The sequence below is a fragment of the Cnuibacter physcomitrellae genome (assembly GCF_014640535.1).
Lineage (GTDB): Bacteria > Actinomycetota > Actinomycetes > Actinomycetales > Microbacteriaceae > Cnuibacter > Cnuibacter physcomitrellae.
Genome location: NZ_BMHD01000001.1, coordinates 2989729 through 3005136, shown reverse-complemented (window position 1 = coordinate 3005136; position 15408 = coordinate 2989729). Strand labels below are relative to the sequence as shown.

The 15408-nt window shown below is 72.8% G+C and carries 14 protein-coding genes; 8 read left to right on the top strand and 6 right to left on the bottom strand.

All coding sequences use genetic code 11. The features are described 5' to 3' along the window. The first annotated feature begins 56 nt into the window (after positions 1–56). The 4 genes from IEX69_RS14180 to IEX69_RS14165 all read left to right on the top strand — a co-directional run bounded on the left by IEX69_RS14180 (position 57) and on the right by IEX69_RS14165 (position 5364). Complete coding sequence (locus tag IEX69_RS14180; protein ID WP_085017986.1) at positions 57–398, top strand: antibiotic biosynthesis monooxygenase; 342 nt, start codon at positions 57–59, stop codon at positions 396–398. Positions 399–541: 143 nt separating this feature from the next. Next, on the top strand, positions 542–3043 hold the full coding sequence (opgC, locus tag IEX69_RS14175; RefSeq protein ID WP_085017984.1) for an OpgC domain-containing protein: 2502 nt from the start codon (positions 542–544) through the stop codon (positions 3041–3043). Positions 3044–3052: 9 nt separating this feature from the next. Beyond that, positions 3053–5008 (top strand): glycosyltransferase, encoded by a 1956-nt coding sequence (locus IEX69_RS14170; RefSeq protein WP_085017982.1) that lies wholly within the window; start codon positions 3053–3055, stop codon positions 5006–5008. Then, entirely contained in the window at positions 5005–5364 is a 360-nt protein-coding gene (locus IEX69_RS14165) for an STAS domain-containing protein (RefSeq protein WP_085017981.1), read from the top strand. The genes IEX69_RS14170 and IEX69_RS14165 overlap by 4 nt, the downstream gene beginning before the upstream one ends. On the opposite strand, the gene IEX69_RS14160 is transcribed toward IEX69_RS14165, so the two are convergent. Beyond that, entirely contained in the window at positions 5314–5922 is a 609-nt protein-coding gene (locus tag IEX69_RS14160) for a TetR/AcrR family transcriptional regulator (protein WP_085017979.1), read from the bottom strand. The two genes, IEX69_RS14165 and IEX69_RS14160, sit on opposite strands and share 51 nt — an antisense overlap. Positions 5923–5968: 46 nt before the next feature. Here IEX69_RS14160 and IEX69_RS14155 point away from each other — a divergent pair, with 46 nt between their 5' ends. Then, positions 5969–7132, top strand: coding sequence for a zinc-binding alcohol dehydrogenase family protein (locus tag IEX69_RS14155; RefSeq protein WP_229756370.1), 1164 nt, complete (start codon positions 5969–5971; stop codon positions 7130–7132). Positions 7133–7252: 120 nt separating this feature from the next. Here IEX69_RS14155 and IEX69_RS14150 read toward each other — a convergent pair whose 3' ends face one another. From IEX69_RS14150 to IEX69_RS14130, 5 genes are all read right to left on the bottom strand, one after another. Continuing rightward, the gene (locus IEX69_RS14150; RefSeq protein ID WP_085017975.1) at positions 7253–8293 is read right to left on the bottom strand and encodes a LacI family DNA-binding transcriptional regulator; all 1041 of its coding nucleotides are present in this window, start codon (positions 8291–8293) and stop codon (positions 7253–7255) included. Between the two features lie 36 nt (positions 8294–8329). Continuing rightward, a complete protein-coding gene (locus IEX69_RS14145; RefSeq protein ID WP_157127065.1) occupies positions 8330–9178 on the bottom strand; it encodes an aldose epimerase family protein in 849 nt (282 codons plus the stop codon). Then, positions 9171–9788: a bifunctional 4-hydroxy-2-oxoglutarate aldolase/2-dehydro-3-deoxy-phosphogluconate aldolase gene (locus IEX69_RS14140; RefSeq protein WP_174604378.1), complete on the bottom strand. Its 618-nt coding sequence runs from the start codon at positions 9786–9788 to the stop codon at positions 9171–9173. The genes IEX69_RS14145 and IEX69_RS14140 overlap by 8 nt, the downstream gene beginning before the upstream one ends. Further along, entirely contained in the window at positions 9785–10774 is a 990-nt protein-coding gene (locus tag IEX69_RS14135) for a sugar kinase (protein WP_085017969.1), read from the bottom strand. Before IEX69_RS14135 ends, IEX69_RS14140 begins: the two co-directional genes overlap by 4 nt. Before the next feature lie 137 nt (positions 10775–10911). After that, a complete protein-coding gene (locus IEX69_RS14130; RefSeq protein WP_085017967.1) occupies positions 10912–11694 on the bottom strand; it encodes an IclR family transcriptional regulator in 783 nt (260 codons plus the stop codon). A gap of 62 nt (positions 11695–11756) precedes the next feature. Between IEX69_RS14130 and IEX69_RS14125 the strand changes: the two genes are divergently transcribed. From IEX69_RS14125 to IEX69_RS14115, 3 genes are read left to right on the top strand one after another with little or no spacing between them, the layout of a single operon-like run. Continuing rightward, the gene (locus IEX69_RS14125; protein WP_085017965.1) at positions 11757–13019 is read left to right on the top strand and encodes a glycoside hydrolase family 140 protein; all 1263 of its coding nucleotides are present in this window, start codon (positions 11757–11759) and stop codon (positions 13017–13019) included. Between the two features lie 31 nt (positions 13020–13050). Beyond that, a complete protein-coding gene (locus IEX69_RS14120; RefSeq protein ID WP_085017963.1) occupies positions 13051–14088 on the top strand; it encodes a lactonase family protein in 1038 nt (345 codons plus the stop codon). Positions 14089–14093: 5 nt separating this feature from the next. Continuing rightward, positions 14094–15290 carry an MFS transporter gene (locus IEX69_RS14115; RefSeq protein ID WP_157127063.1) on the top strand — a complete coding sequence of 399 codons (1197 nt, stop codon included), beginning with the start codon at positions 14094–14096 and terminating at the stop codon, positions 15288–15290. Positions 15291–15408 lie beyond the last annotated feature (118 nt).

Sequence of the window (15408 nt, the reverse complement as noted above, 5' to 3'; positions counted from 1 at the left end):
ATGGGGCTGTCGTCCACGGCGACGCCTCGTCGACCCGAGCCGAAGGAGAGAGTCGAGTGATCGCACGAGTCTGGACGGGCCAGATCCTCACCTCGGACAAGGCCGCCTACCGCGAGTGCGCCGAGAGCATCCGGGTGCCTCAGACCCGGGCGGTGGAGGGCAACCTCGGCGTCTGGGTGCTCACCAGCGACCTCGACGCCGGCTTCACCGAGGTGCTGATCATCTCGCACTGGAGCACGCCCGAAGCGCTCGAGGCCTGGGCCGGGTACGACATCGACAACCCCGTCTTCTTCGAGGAGGAGGCCCACTTCTTCCTCGAAGGCGCGCCGACCGCACGGCACTTCACCCTCGCCGCCGGCCGGCCCGACCCCTCGGTCCTCTTCGACCCCCGGGGCTGAGCCGCCGATCGAGCCCTGCCCGACGCGCCCTTGTCAACCGCGTCGCCGACAAGGTGCGCACCCTCGCAGACGGTCGTAGCGTCGGAGCAGTCGATCGATGTGGTGGGGGTCGCGTGGGTGAGCACCGGAGAACCGAGCGGAGAGTGCCGAGCGCCGCTTCGCGGCCTCGATCCCGCCTCTTCCTCGGTGCCGCCCTCGCGGCGATCGGCTTCGTGGTCCTCGGCCCGCTGCCGGCTGCGACCGCGTCCGCGATCGTGTCCCCGTCGACGTCCGTCCGCTCCGCAGGCGACGACGAGCTGATCCCGGATCGAGGCGCACGGCTCGGGTCCGTCCTCGACTGGGCGGGCGACTCCGTGGCCGATCAGAGCGACAGGCTGGGCTCCCCCTCGTCCCTGTACGAGCACGACATCACGCTCCCGATGGGTGACGACAGCGCCTCCTACCTGGCGCAGTTCTTCCAGCAGACCGCCGCAGCAGGGGCCGCGGCCATCGTCACGGTGAACCCCGCGGTGCCTCTCGACAGGATCGACGGCCCCACGGCGGAGGCCTTCGCAGAGGACCTGGCCGCGATCGCGCGGCCCGAGGGTGCGGAGCTCCTCATCCGCTTCGCTCCCGACATGAACGCGCCCTGGGTGGCGTGGGGGCAGCAGCCCGCCGCGTACCGGGCGGCGTTCGGGCAGGTCGCGGCGGCGATGCGCGACACGCTGCCCTCGGCCCGGATGGTGTGGTCGCCCGCGGCGGGCACGGACTACCCGTTCGCGGCCGGGCGAGCAGCGGAGGGAGCGATCGCCGAGGCGGACACCACGGGCGACGGGCGACTCGACTCGGCCGACGACCCGTACGGACCGTACGCTCCGGACCCGACGGAGGTGGACTGGGTCGGGCTCTCGGTCTTCCACGACGACACCGGCGGCGGTCCGGCGGTGAACACCGTCCCGCCCGACGACGAGCTGCTCACCGCGCTCACGGGCGGCGGGCGGCCCGACCTCGACTTCTACGGCCGGTTCGCCGAGGAGGACGCGCATCCGATGCTCATCGAGACGGCGGCGTTCTTCAGCCCGTCTGCGGCCGGGCCGTCGGAGCTCGAGATCAAGCAGGCCTGGTGGCGTCAGGTTCTCGAGGCGGTCGACTCGGGCGACCTCGACCGCCTGGCGGCGGTCGTCTGGCGGGACACGACGACCACCCGCGGCGTGGTGGGCGAGTCGGTGATCGACTGGAGCATCTCGCTCGACCCGGCGATCCGCGCTGCCTTCCTCGCGGACGCGGCCGACTCGGAGCTGACCTGGGGTCCCGTCCGAGCACCGAGCGAGTCCGACGGCGACGCACCTTCCGCCAGGGAGGGAGCCGTCGCCCTCGGCGGTGTCCTCGGATGGCTGGTCGTCGCACTCGTGCTGGCCGCCGTGGTCGCGCTGTTCGTGATCGCGGTGCTGCGACGCGGGAGGAGCGGCCTGGCCTACACGGGCCCACCGAACCGGGATCAGCGCATCGACCTCCTGCGCGGAGTCGCGATCGTCTTCGTCGTGATCAACCACATCGGACTGGTGTCCCTCTTCCAGGACGTGACCCAGGAGGCGGTCGGCGTGGTGTCGGGAGCGGAGCTGTTCGTCCTCCTCTCGGGCGCCGTGCTGGGCCTGGTCTACCGGCCGAAGCTCGTCTCCGGGGGCATCGGCGAGGTGGTGCTCCGCACCGCGGGACGGTCACGGAAGCTCTACGTCACCGCGCTCGTCGTGGTGCTGCTCGTGTTCTTCGTCACGAGACTGCCCTTCGTCGACGGCACGACGGTCACGACGTTCACCGACCAGGGCACCGGGGCGGCCGGGTCGGGCGCCGCCGGTCGGGTCTACGACCTCTACTCCGGCGCGGATCGCCTCCTGCAGTATCCGGTGGATCCCCAGGCGGTCATCGACGTCCTGCTGCTCCGAGTGGGTCCGTGGCAGTTCAACGTGATGGGCCTCTACGTCGTGCTGCTGCTGATCTCGCCGCTCGTGCTGTGGGCGCTGTCGCGGCGGTGGTGGGCCCCGGTGCTGGCCGTCAGCGTCGGCCTGTACGTCGTGGGCATGCTGACGCGACAGCGACTCCTGCCCTCGCAGTTCGAGGACTCCTTCCCCCTCCTGGTCTGGCAGCTCCTGTTCGTCGTGGGGCTCACCGCCGGGTTCCACCGGCGCGAGATCCTGGAGTGGTTCCGCAGCCGCGCCGGCCTCGTCGTCCTCGGCGTCGTCGTCATCGCGGCCACGCTGTTCATGCTGTTCTCCTGGAACAACCCCTACACGGTGAGCCCGCTCGACGCGCGTCTGGCGCTCATGCCCGACAACGTGTTCCGTACTTTCTACGAGCAGGGCTTCCTCCGCACGTACCTCGCGCCGGGCCGGCTGCTCAACGTGCTCGTCCTCGTCGTCGCGCTGTACGCCCTGCTCAGCGCGTACTGGCGACCGGTGAACGCCGTGGTCGGGTGGTTCTTCATCCCGCTCGGTCAGGCCACCCTCTACGTCTTCGTCATGCACGTGTTCTTCGCCCTGATCGCCGCCAACGTGCCGGTGCTCGCCTCGGGCGGGGTGTGGATCGACACGCTCGCGAACGCCGTGATCCTCGCCCTGCTCTGGGTGATGGTGAGGACCCGTTTCCTGTTCCGGATCGTGCCGAGGTAGGAGGATCGGATGAGACGACTCGTGCTGCTGAGGATCGTGGTGGTCCTCGTGGTGCTGCTCGGCGCGAACTACATCGCCTGGCGGTGGCTGTTCTCCCTCAACTGGGACGCCTGGTGGATCGCCGTCCCGCTGATCGCCGCCGAGACGTACAGCTTCATCGACGTCTGCCTCTTCGGCATGACGATGTGGCGTGCCCGCACCCGGCCCGACCCGGGGCCGCCGCCGGCCGAGGCGACGGTCGACGTGTTCATCGCGACCTACAACGAGCCCGTCGACCTGGTGATGACGACCGCGGTGGCGGCGAAGCGCATCCGCTTCCCCCACCAGACCTGGATCCTCGACGACGGAGCCCGGCCGGAGATGGCGGCGAGGGCCCGCGCCGAGGGGATCGGCTACATCACCCGGGGCGCGGAGTGGCTCGACCGGCCTCGGCACGCCAAGGCCGGGAACATCAACAACGCGCTCGAGCAGACCGACGGGGAGTACATCCTCATCCTCGACGCGGACATGATCCCCCGACCGGAGATCCTCGACCGGACGCTCGGCTACTTCACGGATCCGCTGGTGGCGCTGGTGCAGACCCCCCAGGTCTTCAGCAACGTCGCGACCGGCGACCCGCTCGGCAGCCAGGCTCCGCTCTTCTACGGCCCCATCCAGCAGGGCAAGGACGGCTGGAACGCCGCCTTCTTCTGCGGCTCGAACGCGATCCTGCGCCGAGAGGCGCTGATGCAGCTCGGCATCGTCGGATACGTGAAGGAGCTCGAGGACTCGATCGGCTCGGCGCTCCGCAACGCCGCCAGGGTGATCGAGAAGTCGCGATCGCACCCCGCGGCGGCGGACCCGGCCGTCGCCTCCGCGCTCGACGAGGTGGCCGGCGCGGTGGCCGACGCCCGGCGGGAGCTGCGGGATCGGGAGCCGTTCGGCGAGGTGACCTACCGCCTCCACTCCCGCGTGGACGCCGCCACGGAGTCGATCGTCGCCGCCGACGTGGCGGGGATCGAGAGCGATCTCGCCGAGATCCGCGCCCTGGCCGCTCTCGGCGGGCCGGGTTCCACTCCCACCGAGTACGCCTTCGACGTCGAGGCGACGGTGGCGAACCTGGCCAGCAGGGAGCTGTCGCCGCTCAACGCACTCGAGGCCGTGCAGGCGGTGCTCCGGACGATCGCGATCGACCGTCCCGACGAGGCCCAGCCCGTCATGCCGCTCGCGACCATCTCGGTGACCGAGGACATGGCGACCTCGATGCGGATGCACGGCCTCGGCTGGAAGAGCGTCTACCACCACGAGCTGCTCGCCGACGGCCTGGCGCCGGAGGACCTCGGGACGATGCTGACCCAGCGCCTCCGCTGGGCGCAGGGCACGATGCAGGTGTTCCTCCGAGAGAACCCGCTCCTCCAGTGGCGCATGAAGCTGCCGCAGCGGCTCATGTACTTCGCGACGATGTGGAGCTACCTCGCCGGATACGCCGCGGTCGTCTACATCGCCGCCCCCGTCATCTTCCTGGTGCTCGGCATCCTGCCGGTCCACGCCTTCGCGTTCGAGTTCTTCGTGCGGTTCATCCCGTTCATGGTGCTCAACCAGCTGCTCTTCCTCGTGGCCGCGAAGGGCACGCCCACCTGGCGCGGGCAGCAGTACAGCCTGGCGCTCTTCCCGGTCTGGATCCGGGCGTGCACCACGGCCTTCACGAACGTCGTGCTCGGCATCCCGCTCGGCTTCGCGGTCACGCCGAAGACCCGGCCCGTGACCAGCGGACCGCAGTGGCACCTCATCCGGCCCCAGCTGATCGTGATGGCCGTCCTCGTGCTCGCCATCGGCGTGGGCCTCGTGAGGCTCCTCGTCGACGGCGCCGAGCCGATCGGCACGGGGGTGAACATCGCCTGGGCGGTCTACGACCTCATCGTGCTGTCGGTGCTGTTCGGCGCGGCGCGGTACGAGGGGTACGCGCAAGGAGAGGAGAAGGCATGAGTCAGTTCACGATCGAGCCTCGCGGGGAGGGGCGGGCCGTCCTCGGCGGGACGGGGAGGCTGAACGCGGTCGCGGCGCCCGCGTTCCGAGCCCTGGTGGGCGAGGCCACGGCATCCGGGCTGACGCGCATCGCCGTCGATCTCAGCGGGATCTCGTTCATCGACTCGACCGGACTGGGAGCGCTCGTCGGGGCGCTGAAGACGGCACGCCAGGCCGGCGGAGACCTCCGGATCGCGGCGCCAACCGCTCAGGTGACCATGGTCCTCGAGCTGTCGAACATGGACCGCGTGTTCCGGACGTACGACTCAGCGGAGGACGCCCTCGTCTTCGGCGCCGCCACCGGCGACGGGGACTGAGGCCAGGCGCCCGAGCCGGGCCCGGAGACGAGCGAGCACCTCGACGAGCGGGAGGCCGTCGTCGCCGCCGAGCCAGCGCTCGAGCGCGGCGTCGAAGAGGGCGGTGGCCACGGCCGCGGTGAGGGCCGCGTCGTCGGCATCCACGCCACCGGCGCGCAGCCCGTCGCGGATGGCGTCGGTGAGCACCGCGGACTTCAGGCGCTCCCGTTCGCGGAGCTGCGGCTCCGACTCCACGATCGCTCGTCGGGCGCGGATGTCGTCCTTCCACCGTTCGAGATCGCCCGTCGCCGCCGACTCGAGCCCGTGCATGGCCAACGCCAGAGGATCGAGCCCCGGGGGTGCGGTCGCCAGCAGCTCGGCGACGACGGCGGGGAGCTCCCGCTCACGCAGGAACAGCACATCCCGCTTGTCGGCGAAGTGCCGGAAGAAGGTGCGCGTGGTCAGTCCGGCGCGCTGGGCGATCTCGGGCACGGTGGCCCCCGCGAACCCCTTCTCGGCGAACAGCTCGATCGCGGCTCGCTCGAGGCGGAGCGCGGCGTTGGGGGCCCAGCGTGGCATGCGGCCAGCCTAGCTGATGGCACGACGTGTCGTCAGTGTTACGCTGATGACACGACGTGCCATTGACCTCGTCGCGGAAGGAGACATCGTGCCCACCAACACCGCAGCGTGGCTGACCGAGCCGCGCGCCGACCTCGTGGTCGGCCCCGCCGACATGCCCGAGCCCGGGCCGGAGGAGCTGCTCGTCCGCGTCCGGGCGATCGCCGTGAACCCGCTCGACGAGGTCAAGCAGTGGACCGGCGACCTCATGTACCGCTGGCTGCCCTATCCGGCGATCCTCGGCGAGGACGTCGCCGGAGAGGTCGTGTCGGTGGGGCCGTCGGTGTCCCGCTTCGCCCCGGGTGACCGGGTGGTGGCGTACGCCGTGGGGATGGAGCGCGATCGACGGCACCGCGCCGAGGGCGGGTTCCAGCACTACGTCGTCGTGCGGGCCGACCTGACCGCGCCGATCCCCGACCGGCTCTCGTTCGAGGAGGTCGTCGTGCTCCCGCTCGCGGTCTCGACGGCCGCGACCGCCCTGTTCCAGTCCGATCACCTCGCCCTGCCCCACCCGACCGGCTCCCCGTCGGCCGTCGGCACCCGGGGCACCGTCGTGGTCTGGGGCGGCTCCACGAGCGTCGGCAGCAACGCGATCCAGCTCGCCGCCGCATCCGGCCACCGCGTCGCGACCACCGCCTCCCCGCGCAACCACGAGCGGATGCGCGCGCTGGGCGCGGACGTCGTCGCCGACTACCGGGACCCCTCCGCGGTGTCGCAGCTGGGCTCCGCCCTCCGCGAGGATCGTGTGGTCGGCATCCTGGCCGTCGGGACGGGGTCGGCTCGGCCGGCGGTCGCGCTCGCCGCGGCGACGGGAGCGAAGCGGGTCGCGCTGGCCAGCCCCGCGGTCTCGTTCGGTGACCTGCCGCGGCGAGGCGGCCCGAGCCTGCGCGCGGCGCGGACGATGCTGCGCCTCGGCACGTCAACGTCTCTCACCCAGCTGCGCGCTCGCCGCCACGGGATCGACGCGCGCTTCGTGTGGGGCAGCACCCTCATGACGAACGAGGTCGGCCGGATGCTCTGGGAGGACTACCTGCCCACGGCGCTCGCCGAGGGCAGGCACGTCTGCGCCCCCGAGGCCGAGGTCGTCGGCGAGGGCCTCGAGTCGATCCAGCCCGCCCTCGACCGCCTGCGCGCGGGCGTCTCCGCCCGCAAGCTCGTCGTCCGCCTCTGAGCCCGCCGCCCGGCCGTGGTGCGGGTTGCGCCCGCTCCGCGGTCTGTCGCCGCCCATACGGCCCCCTCAGCGCAGGATGCGGGCGGAACCCGCACTACGGTCCCGCGCCGCGCGCCCGGGTCAGGCGGCGACGGAGCCGGCGGAGCGGGGGAGGGCGCCGGTGGACTCGCCGGGGATGAGGGTGCACGGGATGGTGTGCACGCCGCCCTCGTACTCGCCCCCCTCGATCGCGTCGGCGAGGTAGCGCGCGGCGACGGCGCCGAGCTCGGTGAGGTTCGGGTCGATCGTGGTGAGCAGGCCGTCGTGCTGGCCGGAGAGGCCGGTGATGTTGTCCATGCCGACGATGGCGACGTCCTCGGGGACGCGGCGACCGGACTCGCGGAGCACGTCCTGCACCGCGGCGGCGATGGTGTCGTTCCCGCAGAACACGGCGTCGAACCGCTCGCCGCTCTCGAGCAGGCGCCGTGCGGCGCGGATGCCCCACTCGCGGGTCCAGTCGCCGCTGAGGGGCTGCCCGAGCACGAGCGGCAGGCCCGCCTCGTCGAGCGCGGCGCGCAGTCCGTCGGCGCGGGCCTTCGCCGACAGGTCGGAGGGCGCCGCCGTGATGTGGGCGATCCTCGTGCGGCCGAGACCGAGGAGGTGCTCACCGGCGAGCCGTCCGGCGAGGAACCCGTCGTGCATGAACGACGGGTCGTGCGCGTCATCCGAGATCCCGTAGGCGTAGACCACCGGCACCGAGAACCCCTCGGAGACGGAGTGCATGTCGGATCCGCTGCCGTCGCCGATGACGAGGAGGCCGTCGACCTTGCGGGCCTTGAGCTTGCGGACGGTCGCGGCGACCACGGTGCGGTCGAGGTGGGAGTCGTAGACGAGGACGGAGAGGTCGCGCTCGCCGAAGGCCGTGGTCGCCCCCGTGAGCACGGGCATGGTGAACGTGCCGGGCGCGTTCTCGGCGAGGATGCCGATGGTGGCGCTGCGACCCTGCGCGAGGAACTGGCCGAGCGCGTTGGGCTGGAAGTCGAGCCGCTCGGCGGCCGCGAGGATGCGCTTGCGGGTCGCATCGGACGCCTTGCCCTGCCCCCGCAGCACCTTCGAGACGGTCGACACCGAGACTCCTGCGACGGCGGCGACGTCGCGCAGGGAAACCGCTTTTCTCTCCATCGTGGACCGATTCTAGGCCCTGGAGAGCGCCCGGGACTACGCTCCCGGTGTCACCGAGATCTCGAAGGCGGCGCTCAGCGTGGCGCCCGGGTCCACCACCAGCGAGCCGAGCTGGTCCGCGGAGGGCCGGAACCGGTCCGAGGACGGCTCGACGCCCACCGCATCGACCCCGCCCCACCAGGGGAACCCGGCGGTGCCGCGCCTCTCCTGCCAGAGGTGGGTGCGCGGGAAGAGCGCGCCGTCCCAGCGCATCTCGATCGTCACGCCGAGCACCGGCGCCGAGATGCGGCACACCCCCTGTCGCCCGTCGAGGTCCGCGAACGACGTCTGCGGCGCATCCACCACGGCGACGGGCTCGCCGTCTCCGAGGCGGACCGTCGCGCCCTCGAGGAGCGGACCGTCGAGGGCGGGATGCTCCAGCCATCCGAACGCGACGGGCTCCGGTCCCTCGTTCCGCACGTCCTGGATCACGCGGACGGTCGAGCCCTCCAGCCTCACACGCCGCTCCAGTCGCAACGGCACGGTGCGGAGCAGGACCGTCGCGTCGCATCCGCCGGGCACGGTCGCGAGGCGCCAGACGCGCCAGGCCGCCTCGCCGTGGAAGGGCTGCTCGATGCCGTCGATGGCGACCGGATCCCCGGCGCGCGGCAGCAGCACGTGCCAGCCGCCTCGATAGCGGCGATGCCATTCGTGGCTGCTGACCGGCATCGACCACGGACCGTCGGGGTCGTCCGACCAGGGTGTGCGCAGCAGCAGCTCGCGCTCGCCCCCGCCGCGAGGGTCCGTCCAGCGCAAGGACGCCATCCGCGCCCCCTCCGCCTCGACCACCGCCGACAGGCGCCCGGCGGCGACCTCGACCCGCTCCATCCGGTCCGTCTCAGGCACCCGCACCCACGCTCGACATCAGGTCACGGATGCGCGCCACCGGCTGCCGGACGAGCGCACCTCCCAGCCCCACGGCGACAGCGCCCGCCGCCAGCCAGTCGGCGGCGTCGTCGGGCCCGATGCCGCCCGTCGGCATGATCGACACCGACGGCAGCACGTCGCGGATCGCCTTGAGGTGCGCCAGCCCGCCGGTCGCGGCGGGGAACAGCTTCGCGACGCCGTCACCGACCTGAGCGGCCTCAGCCACCTCCGCCGGCGTGAACCCGCCGGGGACGAAGGGAACGCCTCCGCCGGCCGCGGTCCGCGCGATCGCACTGACCGCGTCGGGCACCCGGTAGGGCGAGACGAGGAAGCGCGCGCCCGCCTCGAGCGCCTGCTCGGCCTGCTCGATCGTCGTCACGGTCCCGGCGCCGACGAGCACGTCGGCCTCCGCCTCCGACGCGGCGCGGCGCAGCACCTGCTGCCACCCCTCGGCGGTGGTCGTGACCTCGATGGCCCGCACGCCGCCCTCGCGCACCGCGTCGAGCTGCGCCTCGAGGGCCGCGGCGCCGTCGGCACGCAGCACGGCGACGATGCGCGCCCTGCGCAGCGTCTCGACGAAGGCCGTCATCGGACCACCACCTCGACCGGGGCGCCGACGTCGTAGGGCTCGGGAGCGAGATCCCCTCGTGTCAGCGCCTCGCGGACCTCCGCGACCTCCGCCGCGGACGGGAAGCCGTCGTGGTCGCCCGGATCGGCGACCACCCTCGCCGCGGTCCATGCCGCCAGGGGCAGCGCGACCCCGGGGTCGACACCACCGAGCGCCGCGGCGATCCACCCGGCGTTGAACGCGTCGCCGGCGCCGACGGGGAAGGTCGGCAGCGGCACCGGCCAGACCCCGCCGCGCAGCGTGCGTCCGTCCGCGAAGCCCACGAGGGCGCCGCGGCGACCGAGCTTGAGCACCACGGTCCGCGGACCGCGAGCGACCAGCGCCGCGAGCGCGCGCTCGGGATCCGTCTCGCCGGTGAGCAGCTGCGCCTCCTCCTCGTTGCAGAAGAGGGTGTCGACGGAGTCGATCACACTGTCGACGATGTCGCGGATCCCGTCGTCGTCGACGAGCTGAGGCCGGTGGTTGACGTCGAGCGAGACCGGCACCAGCCGATCCGCGGCCGAGCGGATGAGCGCCGTCCAGGCCGCCCGGGGGCCCTCGCCGATGGCCGGCGTGATGCCGGTGACGTGGAGCAGGTCCACCCCCTCCAGCAGGTCGCCCGGCACCTCCTCCGGCGACAGGCGGCTAGACGCGGAACCGGCGCGGTAGTGCTCGCTCCGCATGGCGTGGTCGTCGATCCGCTGCTTGACGATCAGGCCGGTGCGCTCCCCCGTGGCGAGGACGACCCGTGACGCGTCGACGCCCTCACGACGGAGGGTGGCGAGCACGAGCGATCCCAACGCGTCGTCGGCGCTGCGGGAGAACCACCGCACCTCGACCCCCTGGCGCGCCAGACCGACGGCGGTGTTGAGCTCGGCGCCCGCCACGTGCACGGCGGCCACGCGGGGATCGGCGTCGTCGACCGTGAGGGTGGCGAGCGGCTCGCCGAGCGTGAGGACGGTCGTCATGCGCGATACACTCGTTCACATATGTGAATGCGGTTCATGTAGACGAACGATACGAAGGGGTGCGGATGCTGTCAAGCGGCACGGCAGGGAAGGTCGCCGCGGCGCACCCGCGTCTGGCGCGCCACGGCTCCCCGGCGTCAGCGCCCTCGACGCCCGAGGAGCGTGTCGATCTCGCGCGCCCCATCGGCCAGCGCCGCCACGATCTCGGCTCGATGACCGGCGTCGAGGCGCGCATCGGGCAGCGAGCAGCTCACCGCGTTGAGCGATCCGTCGCCCGCGAGGGCCACCGCGAAGCAGGTGATCCCCAGGCTGTTCTCCCCGCGATCGACGGCGTAGCCGTCGGTCCGGATGCGGTCGAGCTCCTCGTCGAGGCGAGCCCGGTCGACGATGGTCTCGGGCGTGAGAGCGACGAGGGGGCCCCGGCCGAGGAGCGCGTCGAGCCGGGCGGGCTCCGTCCTGGCCAGCAGCACCTTCCCCAGGGCTGTGGCGTGCGCGGGCAGCCGACGCCCCACGGCCGAGTACATGCGCAGCGGATGCACCGACTCGCGCTTGGCGAGGTACACGACGTCCGCCCCGTCCAGGCGCCCGAGGTGCACCGTCTCGCCCGTGCGATCGGCGATGCGGTCGAGCGCCGACCCGGACAGCGCGACGACGTCGTCGGTCTCGATGTACGACGTGCCCGCCAGCAGGGAGCGGATGCCCAGGCCGTACCGGGTTCCGCTCGCGTCGGTCTGCAGCCAGCCGCGATCGGCCATCGTGTGCATGAGGCCGTGCAGGCTCGATCGGGGGATGCCGAGCTCTCGGGCGATCTCGGCGATCGAGCGGCGCTCGTCGTCGGACGCCAGGAGCTCGAGGATCTCGAGCGTGCGCAGCGACGACTTCACCCCGCCGCGCGTCGCGGTCCTCTCGCCCTCGGCCACTGCTCTCCCGGTTCCCTCGATTCTCGGATCCCCACACTAACGCCCTCCCGAAAGGACCCCGCATGACCTCCTGGACCGTGGCCCCCGACCACCGGAGCCTCCTCGCCGACGGTCGGCGCCGATTCCTGCTGGCCGACACCGTGTGGGCGGCGTTCACGTCCCCGACCGACGCGGAGTGGCTCGATCACCTCGAGCTGCGCCGCCGGCAGGGCTTCAACGCGCTGCTCATCAGCGTGCTCCCGATCGTCCACGACAGGTCCGAGGCCGAGCGGACGCCCTTCGCCGTCTCCCCCGCGGGCGTCGACTTCGACGGCGGAGACCCCGACTACTGGTCGCACGCCGTCTGGGTGCTCGAGCAGGCGCAGGCGCGGGGCTTCACCCCCGTCCTCGTGCTGCTGTGGAACAACTTCGTGCCGGGCACCTGGGGCAGCCGTCTCACCCCGGACCACGTCCTCACCGAGGAGCAGACCGTGGACTACGTGCGGCACGCGGTGCGGACCTTCGCCCCCTTCTCCCCCGTCTTCGCCATCTCGGGCGACGACGACCTGAACGATGACACGGCCCTCGAGAGGTACTCGCTGGCGGCGAGCGTCGTGCGCGAGGAGGCTCCGGACGCGCTCATCACCTGGCACGACACCCCGACGGCGAGGATGCCCGCCTCGATCGCCGACGGCGCCCTCATCGACGTGCACGGCCTGCAGTCCGGCCACAACGAGGCGTGGGATACCCTGCCCGCCGACCTCACCCGTTACTACCGCGGGCTAGGCGTCGAGCGGCCGATCGTCAACCTCGAGCCCTGCTACGAGGGCCTCGGCCGCTTCGCCGGACGCGAGCGCCACCGTCGCGACGACGTGCGCCGAGCCAGCTGGACCGGCGTCGTCGCCGGCGCGAGCGCGGGGCTCGGCTACGGCGCCCACGGCGTGTGGTCGTGGCACCGCCGCGGCGCCGCCTTCACCGCGGAGGACGTGCACGGCACCCCGTTCCCGTTCTCCGTCGCCGCCGGCTTCGAGGGGGCGCTCGACGCGGCCTTCGTGCGCCGTGTGGTCGAGGAGGAGGACCTCTTCGGTCTCGTCGAAGATCCCGACCTGCTCGTCGCGGAGCCGTCGGGGGCGGTCGCCGGCCGGGTCGGAGACGCCGTCGTCGTCTACGCGCCCGAGCCCTTCGCACTCACCCTCCGCGTGGACGCGGCGGTCACGGTCACCGCGTACGATCTCGACCACGGGCGGCGCGACGCCGTGCGCACCACCCCGGTCGAGGGCGGCCTGCGGATCGAGCAGCCCGAGTTCCTGGGCGACGCGCTCTACATCGTGCGGCCGGCCGGATGACCGGACCTCGACGGGCAGAGGAGAGCACACGATGACCGACGGCGGGGCGTTCTGGGTCGGCGGATACACCCCCGAGATGGGCGGATCGAGCTCGGGGATCTCGCGGTGGCGTGCCGACGGCGACACGTTCGTCGCGGCCGGCCCGGCGCATCCGACCCCCTCGCCGAGCTTCCTGGCGCGCCATCCGCGACTGTCGGTGCTCTACTCGGCCGACGAGTCGGCGGGGACGGTGAGCGCCTTCCGCATCACGGCGGCCGGCGGCGAGCTCTCCCCGCTGGGCAGCCGCCCGGCCGGACCGGCCGTGTGCCACGTCGCGGTCTCCCCGTCGGGGGACCACCTCGCGGCGACCTGCTGGGGCGACGGGACGGTCGCGCTGTACCCGATCGATCCCGAGGGGGCCCTCGGCGAGCCCGTGCTCACGACCCCCGCGGAGGATCCGCACCCCGCCCTGCGGGCGACCACCCCGCCACCGGCCGGTCTCGAGGCGAGCAGCCGCGCGCACATGTCCCTCTGGCTCGGACCCGAGGAGGTGGTCACGACCGACCTCGGCTACGACCTGCTCCGGGTCTTCAGCGTCCGCGACGGACGTCTGCACCCCACCTCCACGGTAGAGCTGCCCTTCGGATGCGGTCCCCGTCACCTGGTCGCGCTGTCCGACGACCTCCTCGTGGTCTGCACGGAGTACTCCTGCGAGGCCCTCTCGGTGGTGCGCGACGGGGCGGGACGCCGTCTCGCCGCCCGGCTGCCGCTGACCCCCGACAGCCCACAGCCCGGCGAGACCGCCGCGCACATCGAGGCGTCACCGGGCGGACTGCTCCACGTGGGTCTGCGCGGGAGCGACCGGATCGCGGTCCTCCGCTGCGACGAGGCCGGAGCCCTCGCGGGCATCGGCGCGTTCGCGTCGGGCGGGTCCCTCCCGCGGCACCACGCCGTCGAGGGACGGGTGCTCCGCGTCGCCCACCAGGGATCCGACGAGATCACGACGCACCGGGTCGACGACGGCGGGCTGTCGACCGGTGTCGTCGACCGGGCCGCGGTGGGCAGTCCGACCGTGATCCTCGCGAGCTGAGCCCCGTGCCCGCGACGAGGACCCGGTCCGTCATGGTCGGGTTCATGATCGGCGCCTTCGCGCTCGGCACCTCCGAGAGCGTCGTGGCCGGCATCCTGCCCCAGATCTCCGCCGGGACCGGCGTCGCGGTCGCCGGCGTCGGATCGCTGGTGCTCGCCTACGCGGCGACGGTGACGGTGCTGGGGCCGCTCGTGACCGTGGCGCTGTCGCGGTGGAGCACCCGGCGCACCCTCCTCGCGCTGCTCGTCTGGTACGCCGCCGCCAACGTCCTCGCCGCGAGCGCCCCGACGTTCGAGGTGCTCTTCGTCGCGCGCGTGCTCGCGGGGCTCGCCCACACGACGATCCTCGTGAGGTTCTCGCTCACCGCCATCCACCTCGCACGCCCGGGACGGGAGGCCAGCTCGATGGGCATGGTGCTCGTCGGGCTCACCGCGGCGTCGGTGCTGGGGGTCCCCGCGGGGATCGTGCTCACCGACCTCGCGAGCTGGCGGGCGCCGTTCCTGCTCATCGCCGCGCTCGCGCTCCTCGCCCTGGTCGTCGTGATGCTGCGGCTGCCGGCGCTGCCGGCCCCTGCGCGCTCGCGGCTCCGGGGTGAGCTCGGGTGGATGAGGCGTCCGGGCGTGCTGGTCGGCATCGGGATGAGCGTGCTCTGCGCGGGAGCGTCGATGCTCGTGATGACGTACGTGGCGCCGCTCCTGACCGGGTTCAGCGGGCTCGATCCGGCTCTGCTCCCCGCGGTGCTCCTCCTCTACGGAGTGGGCGGCGTCGTGGGCAACCTGCTCGGCGCGCGCCTGGCCGACCGCGACCTCGCCCGGGCGCTGACCTGGAGCTCGGCGGCCCTCGCCGTCACCCTCGCCGCCCTCTGGTCGGTGGCCGCCCTGCCGTGGGCCGCCGTCGCCGTGCTGGCGGCGGGGGTGGCGTACTTCGCCACGATCACGCCCATCTCCGCGCTCGTCGCGAGGGAGTCGGCGGGGCCGGCCTCCGACGTCGCCCTCGCGGTGAACAGCTCCGCGTTCAACCTCGGCATCGCCGGCGCCGCCGGAGCGGGCGGCCTCATCCTGGGCGCGGGCGCCCCCGCCTCGGCCCTTCCGGCCGCCGCCCTCCTCCCCGCCCTCGCCGCGCTCGCGCTCGTCCTGGCCTACCGCCGCCTCTCCTCTCCCGAGCGCTCACTCCCCGCCGCCTCCCCGGCGATCAAGGACTGACCGCCGCCGCGACCGTCGAGTGCTCACTTCCTGCTGCACCCACTCCCCCATCGCGCAGGAAGTGAGCACTCGACGGGGAAGAGAGTGATCCTTCCCGCGCGCGATTTGCGGAGAGCGT